Origin of the sequence: Clostridium sp. UBA7339, from assembly GCF_002470865.1 — a bacterium.
Taxonomy (GTDB): domain Bacteria; phylum Bacillota; class Clostridia; order Clostridiales; family Clostridiaceae; genus Clostridium_J; species Clostridium_J sulfidigenes.
In genome coordinates, this window is the sequence record NZ_DKPI01000001.1 from 1 (window position 1) to 22,303 (window position 22,303).

The 22,303-nt window shown below is 29.7% G+C and carries 20 protein-coding genes and 1 tRNA gene; 20 read left to right on the top strand and 1 reads right to left on the bottom strand.

Annotated features, from left to right (window positions below):
* The first annotated feature begins 340 nt into the window (after positions 1-340).
* The 11 genes from fusA (at position 341) to disA (ending at position 13,530) form a co-directional block, all read left to right on the top strand.
* Positions 341-2,419, top strand: coding sequence for an elongation factor G (gene fusA / locus B2S02_RS00005; protein ID WP_346920095.1), 2,079 nt, complete (start codon positions 341-343; stop codon positions 2,417-2,419).
* 223 nt (positions 2,420-2,642) lie between these two features.
* Entirely contained in the window at positions 2,643-2,879 is a 237-nt protein-coding gene (locus B2S02_RS00010) for a hypothetical protein (RefSeq protein WP_035135200.1), read from the top strand.
* Positions 2,860-3,027 (top strand): hypothetical protein, encoded by a 168-nt coding sequence (locus B2S02_RS00015; RefSeq protein ID WP_346892113.1) that lies wholly within the window; start codon positions 2,860-2,862, stop codon positions 3,025-3,027. Before B2S02_RS00010 ends, B2S02_RS00015 begins: the two co-directional genes overlap by 20 nt.
* A 222-nt stretch (positions 3,028-3,249) precedes the next feature.
* A complete protein-coding gene (locus tag B2S02_RS00020; protein ID WP_346849272.1) occupies positions 3,250-3,888 on the top strand; it encodes a histidine phosphatase family protein in 639 nt (212 codons plus the stop codon).
* 29 nt (positions 3,889-3,917) lie between these two features.
* Positions 3,918-4,652, top strand: a complete 735-nt coding sequence (locus B2S02_RS00025; protein ID WP_346849273.1) for a TraX family protein — start codon at positions 3,918-3,920, stop codon at positions 4,650-4,652.
* Positions 4,653-4,698: 46 nt separating this feature from the next.
* On the top strand, positions 4,699-5,949 hold the full coding sequence (locus B2S02_RS00030; RefSeq protein WP_346892115.1) for an aminopeptidase P family protein: 1,251 nt from the start codon (positions 4,699-4,701) through the stop codon (positions 5,947-5,949).
* 172 nt (positions 5,950-6,121) lie between these two features.
* Positions 6,122-7,864 carry an ABC transporter ATP-binding protein gene (locus B2S02_RS00035; RefSeq protein WP_346876251.1) on the top strand — a complete coding sequence of 581 codons (1,743 nt, stop codon included), beginning with the start codon at positions 6,122-6,124 and terminating at the stop codon, positions 7,862-7,864.
* 136 nt (positions 7,865-8,000) lie between these two features.
* Positions 8,001-8,225 (top strand): hypothetical protein, encoded by a 225-nt coding sequence (locus B2S02_RS00040; RefSeq protein WP_035135188.1) that lies wholly within the window; start codon positions 8,001-8,003, stop codon positions 8,223-8,225.
* Positions 8,226-8,364: 139 nt separating this feature from the next.
* Positions 8,365-10,842, top strand: a complete 2,478-nt coding sequence (locus B2S02_RS00045) for an ATP-dependent Clp protease ATP-binding subunit (RefSeq protein ID WP_346849276.1) — start codon at positions 8,365-8,367, stop codon at positions 10,840-10,842.
* A gap of 209 nt (positions 10,843-11,051) precedes the next feature.
* The gene (gene radA, locus B2S02_RS00050; protein ID WP_346849277.1) at positions 11,052-12,416 is read left to right on the top strand and encodes a DNA repair protein RadA; all 1,365 of its coding nucleotides are present in this window, start codon (positions 11,052-11,054) and stop codon (positions 12,414-12,416) included.
* A 49-nt stretch (positions 12,417-12,465) separates the two neighbouring features.
* Positions 12,466-13,530, top strand: coding sequence for a DNA integrity scanning diadenylate cyclase DisA (gene disA, locus B2S02_RS00055; protein ID WP_346849278.1), 1,065 nt, complete (start codon positions 12,466-12,468; stop codon positions 13,528-13,530).
* Positions 13,531-13,560: 30 nt separating this feature from the next.
* Here disA and B2S02_RS00060 read toward each other — a convergent pair whose 3' ends face one another.
* The gene (locus B2S02_RS00060) at positions 13,561-13,989 is read right to left on the bottom strand and encodes a hypothetical protein (protein ID WP_035135181.1); all 429 of its coding nucleotides are present in this window, start codon (positions 13,987-13,989) and stop codon (positions 13,561-13,563) included.
* A gap of 358 nt (positions 13,990-14,347) precedes the next feature.
* Here B2S02_RS00060 and B2S02_RS00065 point away from each other — a divergent pair, with 358 nt between their 5' ends.
* From B2S02_RS00065 to B2S02_RS00105, 9 genes are all read left to right on the top strand, one after another.
* Positions 14,348-15,442, top strand: coding sequence for a PIN domain-containing protein (locus tag B2S02_RS00065; RefSeq protein ID WP_150843588.1), 1,095 nt, complete (start codon positions 14,348-14,350; stop codon positions 15,440-15,442).
* A gap of 65 nt (positions 15,443-15,507) precedes the next feature.
* Positions 15,508-16,197: a 2-C-methyl-D-erythritol 4-phosphate cytidylyltransferase gene (gene ispD / locus B2S02_RS00070; protein WP_346849279.1), complete on the top strand. Its 690-nt coding sequence runs from the start codon at positions 15,508-15,510 to the stop codon at positions 16,195-16,197.
* Between the two features lie 284 nt (positions 16,198-16,481).
* Entirely contained in the window at positions 16,482-18,194 is a 1,713-nt protein-coding gene (locus B2S02_RS00075; protein WP_346876252.1) for a proline--tRNA ligase, read from the top strand.
* A gap of 488 nt (positions 18,195-18,682) precedes the next feature.
* A complete protein-coding gene (locus B2S02_RS00080) occupies positions 18,683-19,108 on the top strand; it encodes a Mini-ribonuclease 3 (protein ID WP_346876253.1) in 426 nt (141 codons plus the stop codon).
* Positions 19,092-19,889, top strand: coding sequence for an FAD-dependent thymidylate synthase (gene thyX / locus B2S02_RS00085; protein ID WP_346876254.1), 798 nt, complete (start codon positions 19,092-19,094; stop codon positions 19,887-19,889). The genes B2S02_RS00080 and thyX overlap by 17 nt, the downstream gene beginning before the upstream one ends.
* A gap of 226 nt (positions 19,890-20,115) precedes the next feature.
* Positions 20,116-20,841, top strand: coding sequence for a 23S rRNA (guanosine(2251)-2'-O)-methyltransferase RlmB (rlmB, locus tag B2S02_RS00090; protein ID WP_346867662.1), 726 nt, complete (start codon positions 20,116-20,118; stop codon positions 20,839-20,841).
* Positions 20,842-20,860: 19 nt separating this feature from the next.
* Positions 20,861-21,370 carry an NYN domain-containing protein gene (locus tag B2S02_RS00095; protein ID WP_035135170.1) on the top strand — a complete coding sequence of 170 codons (510 nt, stop codon included), beginning with the start codon at positions 20,861-20,863 and terminating at the stop codon, positions 21,368-21,370.
* 109 nt (positions 21,371-21,479) lie between these two features.
* Entirely contained in the window at positions 21,480-22,085 is a 606-nt protein-coding gene (gene sigH / locus B2S02_RS00100; protein ID WP_051824237.1) for an RNA polymerase sporulation sigma factor SigH, read from the top strand.
* A gap of 83 nt (positions 22,086-22,168) precedes the next feature.
* A tRNA-Thr gene (locus B2S02_RS00105) sits at positions 22,169-22,244 on the top strand.
* Positions 22,245-22,303 lie beyond the last annotated feature (59 nt).

Below are 22,303 nucleotides of genomic sequence, written 5' to 3' on the forward strand. Positions count from 1 at the left end.
AATCCTCTTCGCGGAGCCATTTCTTATAATTATAAATTTTATGTAGATAATTTTGTTAATTATCTACTTTTTTTATTGTTTAAAAAATAAAATGCTATCACTTCAAAAAAGTACAAACAGTGTTGTTATAAGATATTTTTATAAGGAAAGAATATTAGTTAATTTAAGAAATATAAATAGATATAAAGCTATATTATGGCTTTATTCTATTTATAATTGATTAAATATTATAAATATTCTAACATTTAGAGGAAATTTTGATAATGCATAGAATAAAATATATATTTAATACAATTTTATAAACTTAATACATCCAAATTAAATTTAGGGGGTACGCCTTATGAAAGAGTATAAAATTAATAATTTAAGAAATGTGGGAATAATTGGTCATAGTGGTTCGGGCAAAACAAGTTTGATGGAAAGTTTACTATATTATACTAAAGAGATTGATAGAATTGGAAAAATTGAGGATGGAACTACTGTAAGTGACTATGATGTAGAAGAAAAAAAGCGAGGAATATCTATTTCTACAGCTGTTGCTCATTGTGAATGGAAAGATGTTAAAATTAACTTAGTAGATATGCCAGGTTATTTTGATTTTGAAGGAGAAATAATTGAAGGACTAAGTGCTATCGATATGGCAATGATAACTGTGTGTGGAGTTGCAGGAATTGAGGTAGGAACAGAGAAGGCATGGAATTATGCAGTTGAGCGTAAATTACCGAGAGCTATATTTGTGAACAAATTAGACCGTGAGAATAGTAGCTTTGAAAAAGTTTTAGAGCAATTAAAAAACAAGTTTGGTATGTCTGTTGTGCCTATACAATACCCAATAGGAAAAGAAACAGAACTTAGGGGTATAGTAAATATTATATCTAATAGAGCTAGAATATTTAATCCTAAGACTCATACTATGGAAGAAGGAGAAATCCCAGAGGAGTTAAGAGATAAAGTGGAAGAGTGTAAACAAATGCTCATGGAAGCGGTAGCAGAAACTGATGAAGTTTTGTTAGATAAATATTTTAATGATGGGGAATTAAGTGAAGAAGATATATATCATGGGTTAATCAAAGGGTCATCTACAGGTGATATATGCCCTATAATGTGTGGTTCAGCTATAGCAAGTATAGGAACTGAAACATTATTAGAAGATATAGTAGAATGTTTTCCATCTCCAATAGAGACTAACTTATATATGGCTAAAGATATTAAAAACAATGCATTTATAAATATAAAAATCAATGAAAAAGAACCATTTTCTGCATTGGTATTTAAGACAATAGTTGATCCATTCATTGGTAAACTATCTATGTTTAGAGTTATAACAGGATCTGCAAAATCAGATACTGTTGTATTCAATTCATCTAAAGAAAAAGACGAAAAACTTGGATCTCTATATTTTATGAAAGGAAAAAAACAATATCCTACTACAGAAATAAAAGCTGGAGATATTGGAGCGGTTTCAAAATTACAATTTACTAGTACTGGAGATACCATATGTGCTTCAAACAGACCTATTGTGTTTAATAGAATGAAATTTCCGTTACCAGTATATTCTAGAGCTGTAATACCTAATACAAAGGGAGATGAAGATAAAATATCAAGTGGACTTTCAAAATTATTGGAAGAAGATCCTACATTCTCAATATCAAGAGATATAGAAAATGCTGAAGTAGTAATTTCAGGTATTGGTACAACACATCTAGAAGTTTTAGTAAGTAAATTGAAAAATAAATTTGGGGCAGATGTAAGTCTTAGAATTCCTAAAACGCCATATAGAGAAACAATCAAAAAAATTGCAGATGTACAGGGAAAACATAAGAAACAGTCAGGTGGACATGGACAATATGGAGATGTAAAGGTTAAATTTGAGCCTAGAAATGATGGTGAAGATGAATTAGAATTTGTTGATGCAGTAGTAGGAGGTGCTGTTCCTAGACAATATATACCAGCTGTAGAGAAGGGGCTTAGAGATTGTATACTTCATGGAGTACTTGCAGGATATCCAGTTATAAGATTAAAGGCAACATTACATGATGGTTCATTCCATCCAGTAGATTCCTCAGAAATGGCATTCAAAATAGCATCTTCTCTAGCTTATAAGAGAGGTCTTCAAGAGGCAAATCCAATTCTTTTAGAACCAATAATGTACCTAGAGATAGATATTCCAGATGATTATATGGGAGATGTTATAGCTGATATAAATAAAAAACGTGGAAGAATACTAGGAATGGAGCCGGGATTAAAGGGACAAAGAATAATTAGTGAAGTACCTCAAGCTGAATTGTATAACTATGCTACTGATTTAAGAAGTATAACAGGTGCTAGAGGAAGCTTTAGAAGTAAATTTGAAAAATATGAAGAAGTTCCAGGTGACTTAGTAGATAAAATTGTATCCGAAAATAAAAAGGAAGCATAAAAATAGTATAAATTTTGTGTAGATATTCTAATTTTATATAAATAGATAAACCTAGTGATAATAGAAATTTTATCACTGGGTTTATTTTTTGTGCAGTGGGTTAATATATAATTAATTACTTTTAGATATTTAATACTTCAAAGGATATATGACTTAAATAATAATGTATAAAAATATATGAACTTTAACAAACTATAAATAATTATATAATAGGGGGTTGTTTATGTCAGACTATAAAATGAATATATATGGACAGATTAGATTAAGCGATTATAGTTCTATACATGACTATATGGGAATAATTGGACCGTTAGATAACTTCCAAATTGAGATGAGCGAAGCCAAAGTAGAAGATGCAAAAGTATTATGTAATATTTTGGAAAGTGATAAATTTGATATAGTTGAGAGAGGAGGAAGAAATGATGGTAAGTACTATATTCATGCCACAAAACGAAGATGAAAAATTATTAAAAGATGAATTTGGAATTGGATCTCATAAAATTGTTGAGCAAAACGATAATCTTATGCTACTAGATGAGTTGTTTCATGATACAAAAGTGTTACCTAATAGAATACAATTAGAGAAATTTGATATTTATAAGGATTAATGTGCTAGTATAATTAGTAGGCTTTAGATAGTATGCAAGTATGTAAGTTTTAAGAGGACTTACTATTTGCATATTTTTTTACTTATATAAAAACCTTAATATTCTTAGATATGAATTCAATGTATAAGCATAGAATTTAAATGTGATATATTTGCATATTTAGATAAGTTATATTAAAATTGGTATATTAATAAGTTTTAATTTAGTGTAGGAGGAGAAGAAGTGACAACAACTGTATATTTAACTCGTCATGGACAAACTCAATGGAATGTAGAAGGGAGGATGCAAGGTTGGAATGACTCTCCTTTAACAGAGCTAGGAGTAAAACAAGCAGAATGGCTTGGAGAGAGATTAAAGGGAATTAATTTAGACAAGATATACTCAAGTTCTAGTGGTAGAGCCTATAAGACAGCAGAAATAATTAATGAAAATAAGAGTGTTGAACTTATAAGTCATGATGGACTAAGAGAATTGAAGTTAGGTAAATTCCAAGGATTGAACCAAGATGAAATAAAGAAAATGTATCCAGAGCAATATTATAATTATTGGAATAAACCAGAAATATATAAACCTGTAGGCGATGGAGAGACCATTGAAGAGCTCATTGAAAGAATTGATAAAGCAATTATGGATATTATAGAAGAAAATACAGGAAAAAGTATTCTTATAGTTACACATACTATGCCTATAAAAGCATTACTTTGTAGTTTAGAAAATATCGATATAAGTAATTTTTGGATGGAGCCATACATAAAGCAGACAAGTCTTACAACTATAGAGTTTGATGATAAAATACATAAGATAGTGCAGTGTGCAGATATATCACACCATGAATATCAAGTGAAAGAATATAATGAATAGAAAGATAATCATTGGGGGATTGTTAAGTTATGGATAGTTTCTCGCTTAAACTATTGGCCTGTGTAACTATGCTAATTGATCATACAGGAGCCATATTTTTTCCAGAGATAATGTTTTTTAGAATCATTGGAAGAGTGGCATTTCCTATATATGCATTTTTAATAACAGAGGGATATAGTAGGACTAAGAATATAAAAAGATATATGTTTAGGCTATTTATTTTAGCTATCATATCACAAATACCTTACATGCTAGCATTTGAGACTAAAGGACTAAATGTATTTTTTACACTTCTTTCAGGAATATTTATTATGATAATACTAGACAAAAAAGTTCATTATTACAAGTTAAAGCATGATATTAAGATATCCAAAGAAGTATTTGATATTTCTATATATATAATTAAATTTGTCATTATATTAGGAATACTATATATCTTAGAGAAATTTCAATCTGATTATGCAATATATGGAGTTTGTATCATATTATGCTTTAAGATGTTTAAAGAGAATTTTAAAAAATTAACTCTTTCTATGATAGGATTGAATTTTTTATATACTATACCATATTTAAAATATTTTATGGAACCATTTGGAGTAAACTTTAGAGTTTTTCTTCAAGCAACTTGCATTAATAGTTTATTTTTTATTTATCATTACAATGGGAGTGAAGGTAAAAAAGTACAATTTCTATTTTATGGGTTTTATCCACTTCACTTATTAGTTTTAGTATATATTAGATATATTATAATATATGGTATATAATAATTATTGGGGTTTATAGAAAATAATGATGAAAAGGGGATTAATTATGAATAAGATTTTTTATGTTACTAACAGAAAAAAGTTAGGGGATGTGCTTTCTCAAAATTCTATAGCTATCTTTTTTGCTGGACAAGCTCCTTATAAGTCCGCAGATGAGACTTATCCATTTACACCAAACAGAAACTTTTATTATTTAACCGGTATTGATGAAGAAAAAGTAATTATGGTGATTATAAATATTAATGGCAAAGTGTCAGAAATGTTATTTATACAAGAGAATGATCCTGTTATGGCTAAATGGGTTGGCGAAACAATAAGTGAAGATAAAGCAAAAGAAGTTTCAGGTATAGAGGATATTAAGTTTTTAAAAGATTTTCAAAGTACTATTGCAAGTTATTTTGATAGATTTAATATTGATAATGTGTATTTAGATTTAGAAAGACAAGAATTTAATATTCCACAAACATCATCTCAAAATTTTGCGGTAGATATTATGAAAAGATATCCATATGTAAGAGTTAAAAATATATATCATGATATAGCTTTACTTAGAACTATAAAAAGAGAAGAAGAAATTGAATTAATTAAAAAAGCTATAGATATAACTTATGAAGGGATAAAAGAAATATGGAGTAATGCTAAACCAGGCATGAAAGAGTATGAAATTGAAGCATATTTTAATTATATTTTAAAGAAAAATGGAGTTAAGGATTTTGCATTTCCAACTATTGCAGCCACTGGAAAGAATGCAACTATACTTCATTATGTAGATAATAATACTAAGACTGAAGATGGAGAGCTTATGCTTTTAGACTTAGGGGCACAATATAAATATTACAATGGGGATATAAGTAGAACTTTTCCTATCAATGGGAAGTTTTCAGAAAGACAAAAAGAAGTATATAATATTGTATTAGAAGCTAATGAAACTGTTATGAAAGCAGTAAAACCAGGAATTACTACTGGTGAATTACAAGACATAACTAAAAGAGTTCTTGCTCAGGGATGTAAGAGAATTGGCCTTATAAAGGAAGACTCAGAGTTAAATAAATACTACTATCATGGTGTAGCACATCCATTAGGATTAGATACCCATGATGTAGGACCGAGAAATATAGAGCTTAAACCAGGTATGATTATTACAGACGAGCCGGGACTTTATATAGAAGAAGAAGGTATAGGTGTTAGAATTGAAGATGATATTCTGGTTACAGAGGATGGTTATGTAAATCTTTCTGCTCATATAATTAAAAGTATAGAAGATATAGAAATGTTTATGAGTAAAAATAATGATTAATTTCTTAGAAGTGAAAGTTTTTTTGTTGAAGATTTATGTAGATTAATTAAAGAGTATTTTAATAAGTTCATAGAGAATTTAAGCTTCAGTAGAAGGAGTTTTTCTGCTGGGGCTTAAAACATGTTTATAGAACAATTTTTTTAATTTTACTAGGAGATATGGAGGAATTTTAATGTTAAAGAGATTTATATCTTATTACAAGCCACACAAAACTCTATTTATAATTGATATGATATGTGCATTTTTAGTAGCAGCCATGGATTTAGTATTTCCTATGTTTACAAATTACCTATTAAAGGATGCAATTCCTAATAAGAATCTAAGAACAATATTAATATTTACAATTGTCTTAGTATTATTGTATGTAGTTAAGCTTATAGCAAATTATATAATAGATTATTGGGGTCATGTAATGGGTGTAAGGCTTCAATATGATATGAGAAAAGAAGTTTTTGCCCATCTACAGACATTACCATTTAGCTATTTTGATGATAATAAGACTGGAAATATTATGTCACGTATTGTTAATGATCTAATGGATATTTCTGAGCTGGCACATCATGGACCGGAAGATGTATTTATTTCAATAATAATGCTTATAGGATCCTTTGGGTTACTATGTGCTATAAATATAAAATTAACATTAATAATATTTGCTTGTATACCTATAATTATAATATTTACGATGACTAAGAGAATGAAAATGTCCAAGGCATTTTATGATGTTAGAAAGAAGATAGCTGTAGTTAATACTAAGCTAGAAAATAGTATATCAGGAATAAGAGTTGCTAAATCTTTTACTAATGAAGAATATGAAATGGAAAAGTTTGATGAAGGAAATACTCAATTTAGAACTAGTAGATCTTCTGCTTATAAATATATGGCAGAGTTCATGTCTGGAATGAGATTTTTTGTAGACATGCTAAATGTAGTTGTTTTAGGGTTTGGAGGTTACTTCGTATATAAAGGGGAATTAGGCGTAATTGATCTATCTACTTATTTTTTATATGTAGCATATTTTATGCAACCAATAAGAAGATTAACATCATTTGTGGAACAATATCAATCAGGTATGTCAGGATTTAAGCGTTTTGTAGAGTTAATGGATACTAAACCAGACATAGTAGATAGTGATAATGCAAGAGAATTTAAAGATGTACAAGGTGAAATTGAGTTTAAAAATGCTACCTTTAAATATGAAGGTAGTGAAGAAATATTATCTAATATAAATTTAAAAATAGAAAAAGGTAAGACTTTAGCATTAGTTGGACCGTCTGGTGGTGGTAAAACAACTATTTGTCATTTAATTCCAAGATTTTACGAACTAAATAAAGGAGAAATTACCATTGATGGAGAAGATATTAAGGACATAACATTAAAGTCCTTGAGAAAAAACATAGGAATAGTACAGCAAGATGTATTTCTATTTACAGGAACTATAAAAGATAATATTCTCTATGGAAATCCTGAAGCTGACGATGATGAGGTTATTGAAGCAGCTAAAAATGCTAATATTCACGATTTTATCATGTCACTACCAGAAGGATATGAAACTTATGTAGGGGAAAGAGGAGTAAAGTTATCTGGGGGTCAAAAGCAAAGAATATCTATTGCAAGAGTATTTTTAAAGAATCCGCCTATATTAATATTAGATGAGGCTACATCAGCTCTTGATAATACTTCAGAGCTTATAATTCAAAAATCTTTAGAAAAGTTATCTAAGGGAAGAACATCTATTATAGTTGCTCATAGACTATCAACTGTTAAAAATGCAGATGAGATTGTAGTATTAACAAATAAGGGAATAGTTGAAAAAGGTGCTCACAAAGAATTGATTAATAGTGGTGAAATTTATGCTAGGTTGTATAACTCACAGTTTAATGGATATTTTAATGATTCGGAATTAGAGTTTTAAAATTATTAATGATATATCTTTAATAATCTAATCATATTATGTTATTTATTTAAGTAAAAATCATATGATAATATGATTTTTACTTAAAATAATCTATTATATGAAATTAAAGTTATTTATAATACTGGAGGAAAAGATGATTAGAAACAAAGAAAATATAGACAAACTATTAAATGATTTAAAGGAGTTTAGCTATGATAAAGATGGTGCTCTTATTGATGTAATTTTAAATGAAAATCTAAATGTTAAAATAAGATGTTATGAAGAAAAATGCATTAAAATAGAGTATTATGATTATGACAATGCTATATCTACTTTATACAAAGATAGAAAATATATAAATAAAGTGCTTTTCCAATAGGGAAGGTACTTTATTTATATACGTTTTCAAAAAATATATTTTAAAAATAATTACAAATTATGGTTTGTCATTGCTGGAATTGGATAGACTAAATATTATAGTATTAGCATTTTGCTATATAGATAAAGGGGTTAGTGTAATGTTTAATAAATATAATGATAGAGCAAGACAAGCATTGATGTATGCTCACGGAGAAGCGAAAAGATTTAGACATGGATATGTAGGCACTGAACATGTATTATTAGGTATTGTGGAAGAGGGCGGCATAGCAGCTAAGGCGCTAGAAAATATGTGTGTTGATGAAATAAAGATTAAAGATAAAATAGAAAAATTAGTTGGCTATGGTGAGGATGAGATATATCCAGAAGAGATATATTTTACTCCTAGAACTAAAAAGCTGATGGAAGTTAGTTTAGTAGAAGCCAGAAATTTAAATGATAAATTTGTATCTCCGGAGCATATATTATTAGCTATACTTAAAGAAGAAGAGGGCGTAGCTTATACAATATTAGATAATTTAGGAACAAACTTCAATGAGTTGCTAGGAATGTTATCCTACAATAAAAAACAATGTGAAATATCATTAAGTAGTAACTCTGACTTTCATGACAGTAGAACTGAAATGAAAATAGAGGAGCCATACAAGTCTAAAAGAAATAAAACTCCAATGATTGATAAGTATGGGAAGGATTTAACTAGATATGCTAGTGAAAATAAGCTTGATCCAGTTATAGGAAGAGAAAGGGATACAGAAAGAGTTTTAGAAATATTATGTAGGAGGCTAAAAAATAATCCATGTTTAATTGGAGATCCTGGAGTGGGCAAGACAGCCATAGTTGAGGGATTAGCACAAAAAATTCAAAGTGATGGTGTACCAGACATGTTATTAAATAAGAGAGTAATAAGTATAGACATGGCTTCTATGGTTGCAGGAGCAAAGTATAGAGGAGAATTTGAAGATAGGTTAAAATCTTTAATGGCTGAAGTTTGTAAGAGTGAGGATATTATTTTATTCATTGATGAAATTCATACTATAGTAGGAGCTGGTGGTGCGGAAGGGGCAATAGATGCTTCTAACATTTTAAAACCTGCCCTTGCAAGAGGTGAGCTTCAATGCATAGGAGCGACAACCGTAGATGAATATAGAAAGTATATTGAAAAGGATTCTGCTTTAGAAAGAAGATTTCAACCAATTATAATTGAAGAACCTTCTAAGGAAGATGCTATCCAAATACTTAAAGGGTTAAAGAATAAGTATGAAGAACATCATTCAATTAGAATTACAGATGAAGCTATAAGTGCAGCAGTAAATTTGTCAGATAGATATATATCAAATAGATACCTACCAGATAAAGCAATAGATCTTTTAGATGAAGCAGGGGCTAAAAGTAGAATAGAAAATTTACAAAGAAATGAAGTTGGAATTTTGGAGCAGAAGCTTAAGAAAAAAATTGAAGAAAAATCACAAGCAATAGATATTCAAGATTTTGAAAAGGCAGCATCCATTAGAGATGAAGAATATGAATTAAGACAACAATTAAACTCTAGAAAAAGAACGTTAGTAGAAAGTAATGAAGAAATCAAGATAACGGTAGATGAGGCAGAGATTGCAAAAGTTTTATCAACATGGACTAAAATACCTTTAGAGAAACTTACATCTAAAGAAACTGATAGATTATTAAATTTAGAGAACATTCTTCATAAAAGAGTTATAGGTCAGGATGAAGCTATTGAAGCTATTGCAAAGGCCATAAGGAGATCAAGGGTAGGACTAAGAGATTGCAAGAGACCTATAGGGAGTTTTATATTTCTAGGACCAACAGGGGTAGGAAAAACTGAATTATCTAAAGCGCTTGCAGAAACTATGTTTGATGATGAAAATTCAATAATTAGAATAGATATGACGGAATATATGGAGAAACACTCTGTATCAAAGCTAATTGGTTCACCACCAGGTTATATAGGGTTTAATGAAGGAGGTCAATTAACAGAGAAAGTTAGGAGAAGTCCATATTCGGTAATACTATTTGATGAACTAGAAAAGGCACATGAAGATATATTTAATATTTTACTTCAGGTACTGGAAGATGGAAGACTTACTGATTCTAAGGGAAGGGTTGTAGATTTTAGGAATACTATAATTATAATGACTTCTAATGCAGGAGCATCTACTATAAAAAAACACCGTTCTATAGGATTTGAAAGATTATCTGATGATAAAAATTGTGATAATGAATATAAAAATATGAAAGAAATTATACTTGGCGAAATAAAGAATATCTTTAAGCCAGAACTTTTAAATAGAATTGACGATATAGTAGTGTTTCATAAACTTAAAGATGAACACATAATTAAAATTGTTGATATAATCACAAATAATCTATGTGAAAGAGCTAAGCAAAATGATATTATATTAAGATTTACAGATGAAGCTAAAACATTCATAAGTAAACAAAAAAGAGATAAAGAGTACGGAGCTAGACCCTTAAGAAGAATTATAACTGATATGATTGAGGATAGACTATCTGATGAGATTCTTAAAGGAAATTTCAAAAAGAGTGATATCATACAAATAACAGTTGAAAAAGACGAGTTGAAGTTTATTAAGTGTAGCTAATTACTTCATTGTGTTTAAACAAAAATGGGTATATAATTATGATAGATATAATACCATATATTTTTAACCACTTTATATAAGTGGTTTTTTTATAGTTAAGAACAATATAATTTACTATATAAAATAATGGTTAAACTCATAGTATAATAAGTATTTTAATTAACTGTTAAGAAATAATAAATTAATATAAAAAATTTAAGGAGCAGATTATGGCAAAGATTAAAAAAGTATATATATGTAATGAGTGTGGCTATGAAGCTCCAAAGTGGTATGGAAAATGTCCTGGATGTAATAGCTGGAACACTATGGGAGAAGAAGTTAAAAGTGAAGCAGTAACTACTTTTAAAAGGTCAGTTACTATGTCTTCTGGAAATAAGCCAAAGAATATTACGGATGTAAAATCCAGTGAATATGAAAGGTTAGATACAGGAATTGGGGAATTAAATAGGGTTGTAGGTGGTGGACTTGTAAAGGGATCATTAACTTTAATATCTGGAGATCCTGGTATTGGTAAGTCTACTATATTGCTACAGAGTGCCAGTAATATTTCACTAAAGTATGGAAAAGTTCTGTATGTATCTGGAGAAGAGTCAGAAGAGCAAATAAAAATGAGAGCAGAACGTCTGAAAGCTACAGGAAAAGAACTTTATGTGGTATCGGAAACCAACATAGATATTATAGAAGAGCATATAACTGAAATGGAGCCAAAGTTTATAATAATAGATTCTATTCAAACATTATATAAACCAACTATTTCTTCTGCTCCAGGGAGTGTATCTCAGGTAAGAGAATGTACTAATGATTTAATGAGAATAGGAAAGACAAAGAATATTCCATTATTTATTGTTGCCCATGTAACTAAACAAGGAGAATTGGCTGGACCAAGAGTTCTTGAACATATGGTGGATACAGTTCTATATTTCGAGGGAGAGCGAACACAAGAGTTTAGAATATTAAGAACCATAAAAAATCGTTTTGGAACTACTAGTGAAATTGGTGTGTTTGAAATGAGAGAAAGTGGTCTTGAGGAAGTAAATGATGCATCTTCAGTATTTTTGCAAGAAAAATCTATGCAACAGGAAGGATCAGTAGTCATTGGGATAGTTGAAGGAACTAGACCTATTTTAGTAGAAATTCAAGCCTTAGCAAGTGAAACTAAAGCTCCGATGCCACGTAGAACTGCAGTAGGCGTTGATAACCAGAGATTAAGTTTGATATTAGCGGTATTAGAAAAAAAATTAAGAGTTCCTTTTTATAACAGTGATGTGTATGTTAACGTGGTAGGTGGACTTAACATTGACGGTACATATGGAGATTTAGGAATAGTTTTAGCGTTAATATCTAGTGTCAAAGCAAAGGAAATTAAAATAGAAAATTTATTAATTATAGGAGAAGTAGGGTTAACTGGAGAAGTTAGGCCTATAGCTCATGCAGAAAAAATTATAAATGAAGCAATAAAGATGGGCTTTACTAGTATAATACTACCCAATAAAAATAAAGCAAAAATAACTAATAAGGGAATAAATTTAATTGGAGTGGATACAGTTAGAGAAGCAGTGTCAAAGATTTTTTAATAATATATAAGAGAACAGTAAAGTGTTAAATTAATAATGGAGGAAAATAATGAGGGAACAAGAGCAAAAAGAACTTATGGAAATACTAAAAATTATGTCCCCGGGAACCCTACTGAGGGAAGGATTAGATAATATATTAAGAGCTAAAACTGGAGGATTAATAGTATTAAGTGATAGTAATGCCATATTAGATATGGTAGATGGAGGATTTTCAATAAAATCAGAATATACTCCAGCATATATATATGAACTAGCAAAGATGGATGGAGCTATAGTTATAAGTAGTGACTTAAAGAGGATATTATACGCTAATACACAGTTGATGCCAAATCCATCTATAACTACTCAAGAAACTGGAACTAGACATAGAACAGCTCAAAGAGTTGCAAAGGAAACTGGTGATATAGTAGTAGCAATATCTCAAAGAAGGAATATAATCACTGTATATAAAGATGATATAAAATATGTCCTTAGAGAAAGTAGTGATGTATTAGCTAAGGCTAATCAAGCTATTCAAACCTTAGAAAAATATCAGTTAGTTTTAGAAAGAGTAATAAGTAATCTAAACTTACTGGAGTTACAAGATTTATCGACCCTTTTAGATGTAGTCACAGCAATACAGAGAAATGAAATGGTTATGAGAATAGTTTGTGAGATAGAAACGTACATATGTGAATTGGGGAATGAAGGTAGACTTATATCTATGCAATTAGGAGAATTAATCAAGGGCGTTGAACAAGAGGGAGTATTTCTTGTGAGAGACTATTGTAGTGATGCTGAAAGATATCTTGATGTTTATAGGAATATAGAAAAGTTATCAGCTATAGAGTTATTGGATCTTGATATGATAGCTAAGGTATTAGGATATGGTGGTGTTCCTTTAGTGGATAATTTAATATCTACAAAAGGATATAGAATATTAAATAAAATACCTAGATTACCATCGGCAATTATAGAAAATCTAATAAAACATTTCGGAGAACTTCAAGTGGTAATGAAAGCATCTTATGATGAATTAGATTTAGTTGATGGGGTAGGAGAAGCAAGAGCTAAAACCATTAAAAATGGTCTAAGAAGATTAAAAGAGCAATTTATATTAGATAAACAAATATAGCACAAAGCAATTAAGTTTGTGCTATATTTGCTATCTTAAATTAATTTTATCGAAGGTAGTTATGTTTTTGTATTCAGTTAGAAGTACATCATATAAGTTTATATCTAAACTATTGCATAAGGAAGTTATATAGAATAAGTGATTGCCTATTTCTCGTTCGATGATTTTACGGCAATTATCACATAGCTCTCCTTGTATATGAGAACTAAGAGGTATTTCTAAATCATCTAAGGTTAATTTATCTATGGTGTTTTCCTTATCATCGTTCAATGAATAATTTATACCCTGTTTTTCAGCTTTAATTTTAACACAACCGCAACTAGTAACAGCTTTTACTACGGATCTGTTAACTCTACTTTCAGATTCCTGCAATTTGCTTAGTATGTCAAGTATACTTTTATGTCTTAATAAAGAACTATCTACAGAATTTTGAAATTCATCAAATATTAGATCCTTCATAACTTTCACTCCTTTATAAATAAAGTTACTTACTTGGAATACCTTTATTTATATAATATATCAATATTAATATTATTCATAGGGGGTAATTTTACTGTTAACAATTTATTTTATGTGAAGAAGTAGAAAATGTGAGTATTGACAAATATTTTTATATTGAAAATTATTTGTTAATTATTAATTGAGAATATCAAATATTTTAAATGTTAATATTATATACAGTTAATCAAATTTTAGTTAATATTCTAATAATCCATTGAAATGTATTTAATGATAATATATATTTAATTTAGTAGGATATTATGGAGAAAATTTGTAAATAATCACAATATAGGTTAAAAATTAAGGAGGTGCTGTGGTGTTAAAGAAAATATTAAGGGCTTTGTTTACCTTAATAGGAGGAACATTAGGATATGTTTTAGGTGCATGGGGAAATTCTACGGAACTTTTACCTAAGTTAGGAATAAACAATACAGGTTTTATTTCAATAATATTTGTTGTATTATGTATTATTTTTATTGGACTTATATTTTATTTTATTTCACCTTTTATAAACTCAGGAATTGTTAAAGCTATGGAATACTTAGAAAGGTCTGCTCAAAAGATTCCAATAGTAGATATTGTATTTGCGGGTATAGGAGCTTTAATTGGACTTATAATATCAGTATTATTATCTACACTTATTAGAGTGGATTCGATAATAATAACCATAATATCTGTAATTGTTACGGTAATAATTACTGTTTTATTTGCAGATATATGCGTAAGAAAAAAAGATGAAATTATACATGTGTTTACAAGCTTTAAAAAGCCTGGAGCTAATAAGGATTCTAAGATAAAGAATGTTGGAGATAAGTTAAGCCCTAAGGTGTTAGACACATCAGTAATAATTGATGGAAGAATATTTGATATATGTCAAAGTGGTTTTATTGAAAGTACTTTAGTAATTCCTACTTTTGTTTTAGATGAGCTTAGACATATTGCGGATTCCTCAGATTCTTTAAAAAGGACAAAAGGAAGAAGAGGATTAGATATACTTAATAAAATACAGAAAGAGTTAAGTATAGATGTAGAAATATGGGAAGGCGATTTTGAAGATATTAAGGAAGTAGATGTTAAATTACTTAAACTTGCTCAAGTATTGAATGGAAAGGTAATTACTAATGATTATAACTTAAATAAAGTTGCAGAACTTCAGGGAGTACCTGTATTAAATATTAATGAGTTAGCAAATGCTGTAAAACCTGTTTTATTACCAGGAGAAGTTATGAAAACACAGGTAATTAAAGATGGAAAAGAGTCAGGTCAAGGGGTTGCATATTTAGATGATGGAACTATGATTGTCATTGAAGAAGGTAGAAAATATATTGGTGAAAATATATTTGTAGTAGTTACTTCAGTACTTCAAACAGCAGCAGGAAGAATGATATTTGCAAAACCAAAGGAACAATAGTTTTTTATTAAGAAAAATTAAGCGCTAATTTATGATTAGTTTAAGGTTAATTTATTGGAGGAATTATGAGAAAAAATACAGCGATAATATTGGCTGCAGGACAAGGGAAAAGAATGGGATCAAATGTAAACAAGCAGTTTTTGACTTTGGCAGAAAAACCAGTATTATATCATACTATAAGGGCTTTTTCTGACAATAAAAATATAGATGATATTATAGTTCTGTGTGCAGAAGATGAGATGGAGTATTGTAAAAAGAATATAATTGAAAAATATGACCTTAAAAAAGTTAGAGCTTTAGTAAAAGGTGGCAAGGAAAGACAAGACTCTGTATACAATGGATTAAAGGCAATAGAACCTTGTGACATAGTATTAATCCACGATGGAGCTAGACCATTTGTTACTGAGAATATAATAAATGATGGCATTAAGAATGCTGAAAAATATGGTGCATGTACTTGTGGAGTTAAATCAAAGGACACTATAAAAATTAAGGATAAAGAAGGGTTTGCCAAGGAAACCTTAAATAGAGAGGATGCTTTTATAGTTCAAACCCCTCAGTGTTTTAAGTATGATATTATATTATTCTGCCATGAAAAATTAAGAAAGACTAAAGAGCAAGTTACTGATGATGCTATGGTTGTTGAAAAATTTGATAGAAAAGTATATCTTTATGAGGGTAGTTATTTAAATATAAAGCTTACAACTCCAGAAGATATGATAATTGGAGAAAATATTTTAAAAAATAAAATATAAATATGTAGGCAATATTTAAATATGTATGATATAATGATATTTATTAAAATTTAATATTAATATGTGATGAGGAAGAATAGTAGAAACATACCCACAGAGAGAAAATTCACCGGCTGAAAGATTTTCACACGTTTTGAACCTGCTTCTGAGCAGTAGTTTTAACTACCGGCATGAGCCGTTATAAAATGAAGTATAAATTTTAGGTGGTACCGCGATAGAATTCGCCCTAATTAGGGTGGGTTCTATTTTTTTATTAATAAATATAATTACGAGGTGAATGGAAGATGAAGTTATCAAAGATGTTAATAAGTACACTAAGAGAAGTTCCAGGTGAAGCAGAGATAGCAAGCCATCAACTTATGTTAAGAGCTGGAATGATAAGAAAATCAGCTACAGGAATATACACTTTCATGCCAAATGGAGTTAGAGTGTTAAAAAATGTAGAAAATATAGTTAGAGAAGAAATGGATAGAGCAGGTGCTCAAGAATTTTTAGCTTCTGCACTTATACCAGCAAATCTATGGCAAGAATCTGGAAGATGGGATGTAATGGGATCAGAGATGATTAGGCTTAAAGATCGAAATGGAAGAGATTTTTGTCTTGGACCAACCCATGAAGAAGTATTTACAGATTTAGCGAGAAATGAAATTAAATCTTATAAACAATTACCATTAAATCTTTATCAAATTCAAACCAAATATAGAGATGAGAGAAGACCTAGATTTGGAGTTATGAGGTCAAGAGAATTCATAATGAAAGATGCATATAGTTTTGATAAAGATAATGAAGGATTAGATATATCTTACATGAAGATGTATGAAGCATATAATAAGATATTTACTAGATGTGATTTAGAATTTAGCGCTGTTGAAGCAGATTCAGGAGCTATGGGAGGATCAGGTTCAGCAGAGTTTATGGTTAAATCTGATATAGGAGAGGATGAAATAGCTTTCTGTACTGGTTGTAATTATGCCGCGAATACAGAAAAGGCTACATCTAAACTGGAAGATGCAGAGAAAGAAGAAGAAAAGGAATTAAAGAAGATAGCAACTCCAGATGTAAGAACTATAGAAGAGTTAGTAACTTTCTTTAATACTAGTAACAAGAAGTTTGCAAAGACTCTAATATATAAAGCTGATGGCAAAGTTGTGGCAGTAATGGTTAGAGGAGATAGAAGCTTAAATGAAACTAAGGTTTCTAATGCATTAGGTGGAATTATGGAATTAGAAATGGCAGCTGCAGAAACTGTCTTAAAGGCTACATCAGCAGAAATAGGATTTGCTGGTCCAATTGGATTACAAGTAGATACACTACTTGTAGATGAAGAAGTTACTAGAATGAGTAATTTTATAGTTGGAGCTAATGATACAGGATATCACTATGAAAATGTAAATTATGAAAGAGATTTTAACGGCATAGTAGGAGATTATAAACTCGTAGCAGAGGGGGATATGTGTCCTAAGTGTGGAAGCCCAATAAATATTAGAAGAGGGGTAGAGGTTGGACATATATTTAAGCTTGGAACTAAGTATTCAGAATCTATGGGAGCTAACTATTTAGATGAAAATGGTAAAGAGAAACCTCTAGTAATGGGATGTTATGGAATTGGTATTAATAGGACTGTAGCAGCTATAATTGAACAGCATCATGATGAAAATGGAATCCTTTGGCCAATGGCTGTTGCTCCATATAAAGTAATAGTAATGCCTGCTAATGTTAAAAATGAAGAACAAATGAATAGAGCGGAGAAAATCTATGAGGATCTTAAAACTAAAGGAGTAGATGTACTTTTAGATGATAGAAATGAAAGAGTTGGAGTTAAGTTTAAGGATGCTGACTTAATTGGAATTCCAATAAGAGTAACAGTAGGTAAAAAAGTAGTTGAAGATATAGTTGAATTTAAGTTAAGAAAAAATCAAGATATTGAAGAAGTAAATATAGAAGATGTAGTAGACAGAATAGAAAAAGAGTTTATAGCAAATAATTTAAAATTTTAATCATTTGCTATAAAGTAAATTATTTCATTGTAAGTAAATAGGACTGTATTAATAAAATATAGTCCTATTTTACTATAATTTTTAATATTGGTTTCTAGAAGACCATGTGGTTAATCAAAGTAATAAAATTTAAAGAGAATTTATATTTTCATATAATATATATTCAACTATATAAATATGTTAATAGGAAACTATATAAATATATAACTAGTTGTTGTGGACTCAAGGGGTTCAGAGATTTTGTTATTTTAAAAGAAATGAAAATAGCCAATGATATTCTATCACTGTAATTTTCAATAGGGCCTATTAGAAATAGAAGAAAAAGATGAAGACAGTGAATAATTAGGGTTATTAATAACTATATTTTTTAATAATTCATTAATAAGAATTGTGTTAGGGAAAAGTTAGATTTGACTATGAAATCTTGAAAATATATAATTATTATGTTTAATTATTATAATAGGATTTATCTCATTAAGGAGAAAAATATGGAATTTGATTTATTGAAAGAAAAATTTAGTGCAAAAGAAGCACATTTAATAAACCCATTAACTCTTGCATTTATAGGTGATGCTGTGTATGAAGTGTTTATAAGAACCTATTTATTAGGGGAAAATAAATCATTGAAAGTACAGCAGTTGCATTTAAAAACTGTTAATTTTGTCAAAGCAAAATCACAGAGTAATTATGCAAAATTAATTTTAGATGTGTTTGACGAAGAGGAAATGTCAGTTTTTAAGAGAGGAAGAAATACTAAATCTAGTGCTCCTAAGAACGCAGATGTTGGTGATTATAGATGGGCAACAGGATTTGAAGCTGTAATAGGATATTTGTACATTTCAGGAAAGAATGACAGATTAAATTATTTGCTTAATAAAATTATTGAAATGAGTGATAATAATGATAAAAGTTAAACTTATGGAGTTTACTCCAAATCCAGAAAAAGTAGTAGCTGCAGCAGCTAAATTATGTTATAGTTCAGTAGGAATTGAGGAAATAACAGAAGGGTTAGATGAAGAAACTACAAGTAAATTTATAAAAATGTTGAATAGTTATGGTCATAACTCTCCAGTTGAACATGTAAGCTTTACTTTTGGTATTGAGGGCGTATCCAGAAGCTTAACACATCAATTGGTTAGACATAGAGTTGCTTCTTATTCTCAGCAAAGTCAAAGATATGTTAAGTTAGATGCTTTTGAATATATAATTCCACCATCTATAGCAAAAGATGAGAAGTGTAAGGCTATCTTCGTAGAGGCGATGAAAAAAGATCAGGAAGACTATGATAAATTAGTTGAAGTGCTTAAAGCTTCTAATTTAGATGTATATATTAATGAACATAAAGCAAGAAAAAAATGTGAAGAAATCACAGAAAAAGAGATGAAATCATTAAAGTCCAAAGCAGAAAAAAGTGCTATTGAGGATGCTAGATATATATTTCCTAATGCATGTGCAACTAAAATTGTAGTTACAATGAATGCTAGAGAGCTTATGCATTTCTTTAGTCATAGATGCTGTATGAGAGCTCAATGGGAAATAAGGGATTTAGCAGATGCTATGCTTAAGGAAGTAAAAAAAGTAGCACCAAATTTATTTGAAGGATGCGGTCCTAGTTGTGTAAAGGAAAGTTGTTCAGAAGGAGCTATGACTTGTGGTAAGGCTATAGAAATAAGAAATAAGTACTTATCTATATAAAATGTAAATTGATATAGAAATAGATGATAGGAGTGATATAAGGATGGAAGATAAAAGACAAGGTAGTAAAAATGCTAGACCTAAACGTATAGGGAAAAATAGAAGAGATAATAATAGATTTGTAGGTGATGTAAATAGTGAAAGAAGAAATAATCAATCCTACAGAAATGAAAACATACAAAGCAATATAAAAGTTGAAAATTTCAATGCAACCTCAAGAGAAGATATGATTGAAGGTAGAAATGCGGTTATTGAAGCTCTAAAATCTGATAGAACAATAGAATATATAATGATAGCACAAGGAGATACTAAAGGATCCATAAGTGTAATTACAGCATTAGCTAAAGAAAAATCTGTAGTAGTTAAATATGTGGATAGAGCAAAACTAGATGGTATAAGTGAAACCGCTGCACATCAAGGGGTAATTGCAATAGTAACTCCATACAATTATTGTGGTATAGTAGATATAATTAATAACGCTAAGGAAAAAGGGGAAGATCCCTTTATATTAGTATTAGATGAAATTGAAGATCCTCATAATTTTGGGTCCATAATAAGAATAGCAGAAGTTTGTGGAGTACATGGGATAATAATTCCAAAAAGAAAAAATGTAGGAGTTACACCTACTGTTTATAAAACTTCAGCTGGGGCTACGGAATACATAAAAATTGCTAAAGTTACAAATATAAATGTAGCTATAGATGAACTAAAGGAATCTGGGATATGGGTATATGGAGCAGATATGCATGGGACCCAATACTGCTATGATTCGGACTTAAAAGGACCTATAGCTTTAGTTATAGGAAGTGAAGGAAAAGGTATTTCAAAGCTAACTAAATCAAAGTGCGATGTGTTGGTTAAAATACCTATGGTAGGAAAGGTTAATTCATTAAATGCATCAGTAGCATGTGGAATGATAGCATATGAAATATTAAAACAAAGATTGAAATAGAAGTAAATGGGGTATAGAGTTGAAGCAAATTTTTGTGGATGGGTATAATGTAATTAATAGCTGGCCAGAATTAAATACTATAAAGGACTATAGTTACGAAGCTGCAAGAAATAAGCTTATTGACTTACTTCTTAACTATGCAGCCTTTAAAGGGTGCAGAATAACACTAGTATTTGATGCACATATGGTAAAGGGAAGTATAGAAAAAAAGGATAGAAAAGGAAATTTGACTATAGTTTTTACAAAGCATGATGAAACTGCGGATAGTTATATAGAGAGGACTGTAAATCATATAGGGAGAAAATCAGAGGTCTATGTTGTAACATCTGATTCTCTAGAGCAACAGTTAATATTTCAAAGAGGTGCTAATAGAGTATCATCTATAGAGTTTTACAGTTGGATTGAGGAAACAAACAGAAAGATATCTAGGCAGTGTGAGAACAAGAGTTTTCATAATAGAAATCTTTTTGAGGAGGCCATAGATAAAGAAGTGGCAGAAAAGCTAGAAAAGATAAGAAGAAGTAGATAATATATCTTGACTATCTAAATTTTGTTAATGTATAATTCTAGTTAGGGTCATTTATGCTTTGGGGGGGATATTGTTGGGAAATACAAGTGGCAATGATGAGTTAAACTCCATGTTTACGGGTAAAAAAGATGAAGATATAGTAGCTCTGGCTAAGACGGGAAACAATAGAGCCCTAGAATATCTTCTTTGTAAATATCAGAACTTTGTGAAAGCTAAAGCAAAATCATATTTTTTGATTGGTGCTGATAAAGAAGATATATATCAAGAAGGTATGATTGGTTTATTTAAAGCTATAAGAGATTTTAAGGATGATAAGTTAGCATCTTTTAAGGTTTTTGCAGAATTGTGCATAACAAGACAGATAATCACTGCTGTAAAAACTGCCACAAGACAAAAACATATTCCACTAAATACTTATATATCACTGAATAAGCCTATATATGACGAAGAATCAGATAGAACTCTATTAGATATATTATCAGGTATAAGGGTATCTGATCCCGAAGAATTGATAATAGATAGAGAAGAGATGGAGAACATAGAAAGTAAGATACAAGAAGTATTGTCAGGCTTAGAAATGGAAGTTTTGAATTCTTATCTTGATGGTAAATCTTATCAAGAAATTGCCAGCGATTTAGATAGGCAAGCAAAATCTATTGATAATGCACTTCAGAGAGTAAAACGTAAACTTGAAAAGTGTTTAGAACAAAGATGAAATCGTATTGACAAACAAAAAAAAATCATTTATAATAAGGAACTGACAAAAATATTTTAAAATAAATACATTATGTATTGAATGCTCATATAGCTCAGTAGGTAGAGCGTCACCTTGGTAAGGTGGAGGTCACCGGTTCAATCCCGGTTATGAGCTCCAGTTATTTTGCAACACACGTGGATAAGTTTACATTAAAAAAGTGAAAATAAAAATGTTTT

Bases quoted from the DNA above. Each gene is read 5' to 3' on its own strand.
- ispD (WP_346849279.1), top strand. From the start codon at position 15,508: ATGAGAAAAAATACAGCGATAATATTGGCTGCAGGACAAGGGAAAAGA.
- B2S02_RS00030 (WP_346892115.1), top strand. From the start codon at position 4,699: ATGAATAAGATTTTTTATGTTACTAACAGAAAAAAGTTAGGGGATGTG.
- B2S02_RS00035 (WP_346876251.1), top strand. From the start codon at position 6,122: ATGTTAAAGAGATTTATATCTTATTACAAGCCACACAAAACTCTATTT.
- B2S02_RS00075 (WP_346876252.1), top strand. From the start codon at position 16,482: ATGAAGTTATCAAAGATGTTAATAAGTACACTAAGAGAAGTTCCAGGT.
- fusA (WP_346920095.1), top strand. From the start codon at position 341: ATGAAAGAGTATAAAATTAATAATTTAAGAAATGTGGGAATAATTGGT.
- B2S02_RS00045 (WP_346849276.1), top strand. From the start codon at position 8,365: ATGTTTAATAAATATAATGATAGAGCAAGACAAGCATTGATGTATGCT.
- radA (WP_346849277.1), top strand. From the start codon at position 11,052: ATGGCAAAGATTAAAAAAGTATATATATGTAATGAGTGTGGCTATGAA.
- B2S02_RS00040 (WP_035135188.1), top strand. From the start codon at position 8,001: ATGATTAGAAACAAAGAAAATATAGACAAACTATTAAATGATTTAAAG.
- B2S02_RS00025 (WP_346849273.1), top strand. From the start codon at position 3,918: ATGGATAGTTTCTCGCTTAAACTATTGGCCTGTGTAACTATGCTAATT.
- disA (WP_346849278.1), top strand. From the start codon at position 12,466: ATGAGGGAACAAGAGCAAAAAGAACTTATGGAAATACTAAAAATTATG.
- sigH (WP_051824237.1), top strand. From the start codon at position 21,480: ATGTTTACGGGTAAAAAAGATGAAGATATAGTAGCTCTGGCTAAGACG.
- B2S02_RS00060 (WP_035135181.1), bottom strand. From the start codon at position 13,989: ATGAAGGATCTAATATTTGATGAATTTCAAAATTCTGTAGATAGTTCT.
- B2S02_RS00015 (WP_346892113.1), top strand. From the start codon at position 2,860: ATGCCACAAAACGAAGATGAAAAATTATTAAAAGATGAATTTGGAATT.
- rlmB (WP_346867662.1), top strand. From the start codon at position 20,116: ATGATTGAAGGTAGAAATGCGGTTATTGAAGCTCTAAAATCTGATAGA.
- B2S02_RS00080 (WP_346876253.1), top strand. From the start codon at position 18,683: ATGGAATTTGATTTATTGAAAGAAAAATTTAGTGCAAAAGAAGCACAT.
- B2S02_RS00010 (WP_035135200.1), top strand. From the start codon at position 2,643: ATGTCAGACTATAAAATGAATATATATGGACAGATTAGATTAAGCGAT.